This window comes from Bifidobacterium sp. SO1 (assembly GCF_018555335.1).
Classification (GTDB): domain Bacteria; phylum Actinomycetota; class Actinomycetes; order Actinomycetales; family Bifidobacteriaceae; genus Bifidobacterium; species Bifidobacterium simiiventris.
In genome coordinates this window covers 1-6,960 of record NZ_JAFEJR010000035.1, presented here as the reverse complement: position 1 = coordinate 6,960, position 6,960 = coordinate 1, and the positions used below count along the sequence as shown (strand labels likewise).

Annotated in this window: 4 protein-coding genes; 2 read left to right on the top strand and 2 right to left on the bottom strand. The window is 60.1% G+C overall.

The genetic code is table 11. The features are described from left to right. Positions 1–249: 249 nt before the first annotated feature. Positions 250–1,086 (top strand): ABC transporter permease, encoded by an 837-nt coding sequence (locus tag JS541_RS14420; RefSeq protein WP_214375182.1) that lies wholly within the window; start codon positions 250–252, stop codon positions 1,084–1,086. A 72-nt stretch (positions 1,087–1,158) separates the two neighbouring features. Next, positions 1,159–2,511: an ABC transporter ATP-binding protein gene (locus JS541_RS14415; RefSeq protein WP_214375184.1), complete on the top strand. Its 1,353-nt coding sequence runs from the start codon at positions 1,159–1,161 to the stop codon at positions 2,509–2,511. A gap of 175 nt (positions 2,512–2,686) precedes the next feature. Here JS541_RS14415 and JS541_RS14410 read toward each other — a convergent pair whose 3' ends face one another. Further along, a complete protein-coding gene (locus JS541_RS14410) occupies positions 2,687–4,738 on the bottom strand; it encodes a glycosyltransferase (protein WP_240539394.1) in 2,052 nt (683 codons plus the stop codon). A 97-nt stretch (positions 4,739–4,835) separates the two neighbouring features. Then, on the bottom strand, positions 4,836–6,960 hold a 2,125-nt coding region (locus JS541_RS14405), incomplete at its 5' end, for an LTA synthase family protein (RefSeq protein ID WP_346428318.1).

Below are 6,960 nucleotides of genomic sequence, written 5' to 3'. Positions count from 1 at the left end.
TTGGATGACCTGCCGTTCCTCTTCCGACAGGTGCGAATACACTTGACCCAAGGTGCAACATCCTTTCACTGGTTATCTAGACAATCTCCAATCTAAAGGGTGTTGCACTTTCATTTAGACAGCGGGGTGTACATCGGTACGCATTCGTGTTATATGGTGCAATATGTGAGTGGGCGATGGCTTGCCAGGTAATGGGGGCGGTTCGGAACCAAAAGGCTTTGTGCGCCTGGACTGGTAAAATAGCCCCTCGTGAAAGCAGTCATTGAGAAATTTGCGGATCGGTACCGCTATGCGTGGGTCGTGCTGAAAGGCCTGGTGAAGACCGATTTCAAGCTACGATATCAGGGCTCGTTCCTGGGCGTGGCGTGGTCGGTACTCAAGCCGTTGATGCTGTTCGCCGTCATGTACGTGGTGTTTGCCCAGTTCCTGCGCATGTCTGACGGCACGCCGACCTATCCGGTAGTGCTGCTGCTGGGCATCTGCTCATGGAACTTCGTGGCTGAGGCGACTTCCATCGGCCTGCGTTCGATCGTCGACCGCGGCGATCTGCTGCGCAAGATCCATTTCCCCAACTACATCGTGGTGGTTTCGGCCACGCTGGGGTCGATGATCAGCCTCGGCATCAACTATGTCGTCGTGCTGATCTTCGCGTTCTTCAATCACGTGCGGTTTACCTGGCGTGTGATACTGGTTCCGCTGAACGTGCTGCAGCTGTGGGTCCTTGCCTTGGCCTTGGCGTTGATCTTCAGCACGATGTACGCGTATTTCCGTGATATCGCGCATATCTGGGAAGTGCTGCAGCAGATGATCTTCTATGCGATGCCGATCATCTATCCGCTAAGCTACGTGACCGACAAGGGCGGTCTGTTCGCAAAGCTCGCCCGACTCGAGCTGCTCAATCCGATCGCGCAGACGATCCAGGACATCCGGCATAACTTCATCGCGCCGGAATCGCAGCCCACGGTATGGAACCAGTTCGGATCGTGGTGGGTGCCGGCCATTCCGCTCGGCCTGACCGTGGTGCTCATCTGGGTCGGTGTGTATGTATTCCGTAGGAATAGCAAGCGATTCGCGGAGGTCATGTAAATGGTGGTGAACCAGGAGACTGCAAATTCCCTTATCTCGATGGCCTCCAAAGACGCGGGCGGCGCAGCCGCCATGGACGCCCGGCTCACCGACAAGCCGCACAACGAACTCGCCTATCTGGACGCGCCGGTCGTGCTCTCCGTCGACCATGTGGGCAAGTACTTCCGTCTGCCCACCGAACAGGCCACCGGCCTCAAGCAGGCGTTCATCAACTGGACTCGAGGCATCAAGGGATACCGGCGGCAGGATGTCCTCAAGGACATTTCCTTTGAAGTGCATCAGGGCGAGTTCTTCGGCATCGTCGGGCGCAACGGCGGCGGCAAGTCCACTCTGCTCAAGATCATTTCCCAGATCTATTATCCCGATCAGGGCAGCGTGTCGGTCAAAGGCAAGCTGGTGCCGTTCATAGAGCTCGGCGTGGGATTCAACCCGGAGCTCACCGGCCGCGAGAACGTCTATCTCAACGGATGCCTGCTCGGATTCACCCATGAACAGATCGACGCGATGTACGACGACATCGTCGAATTCGCGGAGCTTGAAGACTTCATGGATCAGAAGCTCAAGAACTACTCGTCGGGCATGCAGGTGCGACTCGCGTTCTCGGTGGCCATCAAGGCGCAGGGCGACATCCTCGTGCTCGACGAGGTGCTCGCCGTCGGCGACGAGGCGTTCCAACGCAAGTGCGACAATTTCTTCCGCGAAGTCAGCAAGGATCCGACGAAGACCGTGATTCTTGTGACCCACGACATGGGATCCGTCAAGAAATACTGCACCCGGGCCATGATGATCAAGGATGGCGAAGTGGCTGCCATCGGCGACAAGGAAAGCGTCGCCGACCAGTACACGCTCGCCAACTTGGAGGCCGAGAAGAAGGAAGACGACAAGAAGGCGGCCGAGGCCGCCAAGAAGGGCGTATATCCGGAAGGCCTCAACGAGCGTTGCCCGCTGCTGCGTACGTATGCCGTATCCAAACCTATGCTGACCAGCGACGACACGTTCCGGTTCGCCGTTGAATACCAGTATGACGAGCCGGGTGATTTCTATCTGGCCATTTCGATGAACGACATCAGGCGTGGCGGCATCACCTACGATACCGGTGCCAAGGTATTCAAGATGAAACGTCACGGGCATCACACCGTGCAGTTCGAAGTGCCGCTCAAACTGTTCAACAGCGGCGAGTTCAAATTGTTCACGTCGCTGCGTACGCCCAGTCCCACCGATCCCAACTTCACCGACATGGTGGCGGTGGCGACCGGCGACAATGCCTGCACGCTCGTGATCCGAAACGACGCGGGGGACGCCTACGCGTTGCTGAACCATGATTACATGCGCATCATGCCGGCGCCGGATGAGCGCGATGTGGAAGTCGTCACCGAGTCTGATCCGTTCAGCGAGGATTTTCGGCGAAGCCGGTCGGATCGGTGAGCGATCGATGCTCGTGATAGATTCAGGGCAAGGACATTGAACGCATCCATCCTGGGCGCATGCTCCGATATTGTGTTTTACGGGGTATCGCAATTGGTATGACGAGGGGCGTTGCCGATCGGCAACGCCCCTCGTCATACCACGAACCAACCATAGGACGTCTGTGTTGTCCGTCTCAGTCGTTCGGATTCGAGAAGATCTTCCGCCAGACGTCGAATCCGGCGATGTCATAGTCCCGGTACTCCTTCGACAGCCGCTCGAACCTGCGCGTATACCGCCAGGCCAGTCGCAGTCCCTGGATCATATCCTTGCGGAACAGCCGGTCGTTGCGTTTCAGCCAGCTGACCGAGTTGCCGTCGGACGTAGTGACGATCGCGGAGTTGACGTTCGCGAACGAACTCCAGAATGCGTCCTTCGCCGGAATCGCGACATCCGGCACCTTGGCGTTGGACGCATCCGTCATGCCAAGCAGGCCGCGCACGATGTTGTACACGCCGCTTCGGGTGTTCTTGGAGCGGGAACGCGGACGAACCGTGTGCGAGATGAATTCCCTTGCCGGCTCGGGGAAGTCCTCGCGGTCGCCGCTGGCGTGCGTGTCCTCGAACGCGGCGCGTTCCTTGCGGACTTCGGCCAGCTTGCCGGGCATCGACGACACGATGTATTCCGGCCCGCGCATGATGTCCTTCAATCCCTTGTGCCGCAGATACAGCGCCGAATACAGGAAGCGCAGACCGACGTTCAGATCGCCGTACATCATCTCGAACATCATGCGCAACGTGGGCTTGCGGCAATGCAGCAGCGCGAATATCCACCGGTTGCGCTGGAAGAAGTACTCCTCCCACGTGCGGGCCGGATCCTTGTCGTGCCAGGCCTGATGCCATACGGCGACGCCCGGCAGGCAGACGGTCGGGTAGCCATGCTCACGTGCCCGGATGCAGTATTCCGTATCGTCGAACTTGATGAACACCGGCAGGCTCAGGCCGATCTCTTTGATGACCCTAACCGGGATCAGGCACATCCACCACCCGTTGAAATCCGCGTCGATGCGCTGGTGGCGTTCGGGCGAATCCCTGAGCGGGTGCATCGCGAAATCGTGGTTGTACGGCAGTTCCAGCGACGATTTCATCCAGATGGTGCGCGGATCGAGCCGCTCGCCCTGCGTGTACAGTACGGTCCGGTTGTCCAAATGGAACATGCCGCCGCCCACCAGCGTCGGGCGGACCGTGTAATCCGCGAACTGCACGGCGCGCAGAATGGCCTCGGGCTCGGTGATCGCATCGTCGTCGTGCAGCAGCACATAGTCGCTGTTGCCGGCTTCGGCGGTTTCGAACATGCCGCGCGAGTAGCCGCCGGAACCGCCGAGGTTGGGCTGACGCAGATACGTGAGCTGGGAGCCGAGCCGGCGTGCGGTGTCATTGAAATCCGGCTGGTCGGACACATGGTCGGTGCCCTGATCCACGCAATAGATGGTGTCCAGTCGCTTGCGCAGCTCGTCCGCCTGCGCGATGTCTTTCAGCAGATCAAGGCAATACGAGGGACGATTGAACGTGGTGATCGCGATCGACAGCGTGGAATGCGGCTTGGCTGGCGTGCTTTGGGCGGTTCGGGCCGAGACGGGAACCTGCCATTCGGCTGAGAGCACCTGCAGCGGGGCGTCGTCGGAGTCATTGGCGGCATCGAACCAGATATAGCCGCCATCCATGAGATTCGTGAGCGGCATGATCGCTTCGACATGCTGCGGTCTGGCCGGATCGGGGGCATTCACGGACAGTCGTGCCACCGGATTGAACAATCCGCGGCCGGTGGATCGGAAGACGGTCAGCTTGCCGGTGCCGGCGACCTCCGCCACGAGACGTACTCGCCGCACCTTGGTCCAGCGCTGCCAGTAGGCGGCGGGGAACGCGTTGAAGAACGTGCAGAACGATGTGCGGGACCGCGGGGCGATCCGTATGCCACGGCGCGAGATGATGTCGCCGGTCGAAATATGATCCGTGCCGTTCGCGTTGGAACGCTTCGATGCGTCCTCGACGATGCGATCGAACTTGGAGTGATTCAGGGTGCCCCAATTGATGGTCTGCATGTCGGTTCTTGCGTCCAAAACCGATTCGCGCAGATATGACGGCGTCCAAGGCGTCGCGTACAGCGGCAAGGTAAGATCCGCGTCCCGTGTCGGGAACACGATGCGATGGACGGTTTCCCACGCGTCTTTGGTATCAAGAACTGGCATGAGCTCCATTATACAAACGGGCGTCCGTTTGCGGTCGGATCTCCGTGTGACCGCGCGGTCCGGGCGCCCGGCCGCAAACGTCGCACGATCTTGGACGCTACCCGACCTTGAAGAAGTCGGTGTCGTTCAGATACCCCTTGCCGGCGGTCAGATCGTACTGCACGAGACGGTACTCCTTGAGCAGCTGCTTAGCCTGCTTCGACAGGTTCTTGCGCTTGACCGTCGTGCCATCGGCGGACAGGTAGATGGTCGACGCGTTCTCGTCGAAGCCGCCCGCCTGCAGCACGAGTCGTCCCAGCGCGGGCAGCTGATCGTGCAGTTCGGTCAGCAGCGTCAGGTACGGCGAGATCTTCGCGTCCATGTGCTCCGCGGCCTGCGCCATGAAGAAGTTGGACGACGTGTATCCGGCGTTCTTGTCGTCCAGTTTCGTGCCGGCCGAGACGGATGCCTGGTTCGACCAGATGAAGTAGTCCGTCTCGTGCAGCGCCAGCGCGTTGTTCTTGTCGCTGTTCGCGGTCGTGTAGATGCCCGGCAGATGGTCGCCGTAGAAGATCACGGTGATCGGCTTGTCCATTTGGTCGAGCTGCGACAGGAAATCGAAGGTCGCCTGGTCGGTCAGGTTCACGCCCTTCGCGTACGTGTCGACGGAATACTTCTCGCCGTCGCCGATCTGCGAGACGTCGGCCTCCTTGAATTGGTTGTCCGCATACCAGTCGTTGTATGGCATGTGGTTCTGCATCGTCACCAGCTGGATGAACTGCGGATGCTCGGTGTTCGAGGAGAGCGCGTCGAGCACGTTCTGGTACGATGCGGCGTCGCTGACGACCGTGGAGTTGTCGATGCGATCCTGATGGGTGATCGCCGGATCGCTGTCCAGCGTGTAGAAATGGCTGAATCCGAACTTCTTGTAGTCCGAATCGCGCAGGTACATGTTCTTGTAGAACGGGTGGAACGCCACCGAGCCGGTCTGGCCGTACTTCGTGTTCCAGATCTGGTTGAACGTGTACGGATTCTTCTGATGCGGAACGAGCTCCTGATACGGCGACTGCATGGAATCGTCGAACAGGCCGAGGTTCAGGCCGGTCAGCGACTGGTATTCGATGTTCGCGGTGCCGCCGCCGTATCCGGGCGAGAGCATCAGGCCGGAGGTCGTCGTCTCCTTGATCGAGCGGATGTTCGGCATCGGGTCCTGGGTGAATTCGATGCCGGGCACGCGCGTCGGGTCGGAGAACGACTCCGACAGGATCATGATCACCGTGCTGTCGGTCATCTCGTTCGCGCGCGTGGCGTTGGTCTTCTTCGCCGCGGACGCGTATTTCTCGGCGATCTCGGCCATCGCGGCCTTGCTGTAGCCGTCCGGCTTGTCCATCGTCTTCGCGTGCGCCAGACGCAGGAAATTCATCGCCGGGCCGTTGTTCCTCGCGTCGCTGAGCGAATCCCACAGCATCGGCGAGTCGTTCATGCTCTTGGCCCACTCGTACGACCACGAGCCGGGAATGCCGAGGTTCCACGTGAACGAGAACAGGGTCGCCGCGCTGACGATCACAGCGACCAGTCGTGTGCAGTTGCCGGCGATGACCTTCGGGTTGCGGAACGGATGCTTCCAATGGAACGGGATCACGCATTTGCGTCCGTCGAGTACCTGCAGCACGACGCAGATCACGGTCAGCCACACCAGCATGCGGATCGAGCCATAGACGAGCGCGAGGTCGTCCTGCGGGATGAACGACCAGATCTCGCCGGTGTTGCCGCCGGACAGGAAGCTCAGGTCGGAGGGGATGATCGGCTCGCTGCGCAGTGCGATCTTGATGTGGTTGGCCACGGCGAACGAGGTCATGGCGATCGAGAACACGGCCGTGGCGATCCAGAACCGGTTGAGCAGGAACACCAGCACGAGATACATCAGACCGAGGATCAGGAAGTTGAGCAGCGCGTTGTTGTTGTTCTGCAGCCAGGATTGCGCCACGAACTTCGTGATCTGGCCGCGGATGCTGTCCCATGCCTTCGTGTAGTCGTCCACCGCGGCCGGATCGGCGTACGTCGGCTCGTTGTAGACGCTCCACTGCAGGAACACGGTGGCCGAGGCGGTGATGAAGAGGAACACGAGCACGTAGGACGCGTACGAGAAACGCATGCGATGGGCCCACGCGTTGGCGAGGAAGTCGGTGACGGCGCGGGCTGCGTCGGCGGGGGTGGGGATGGATTCGCGGATGGTGCGCAGG

Excerpts from the sequence above, each read along its gene's own strand:
- JS541_RS14410 (WP_240539394.1), bottom strand. The coding sequence starts at position 4,738 with ATGCCAGTTCTTGATACCAAAGACGCGTGGGAAACCGTCCATCGCATC.
- JS541_RS14415 (WP_214375184.1), top strand. The coding sequence starts at position 1,159 with ATGGACGCCCGGCTCACCGACAAGCCGCACAACGAACTCGCCTATCTG.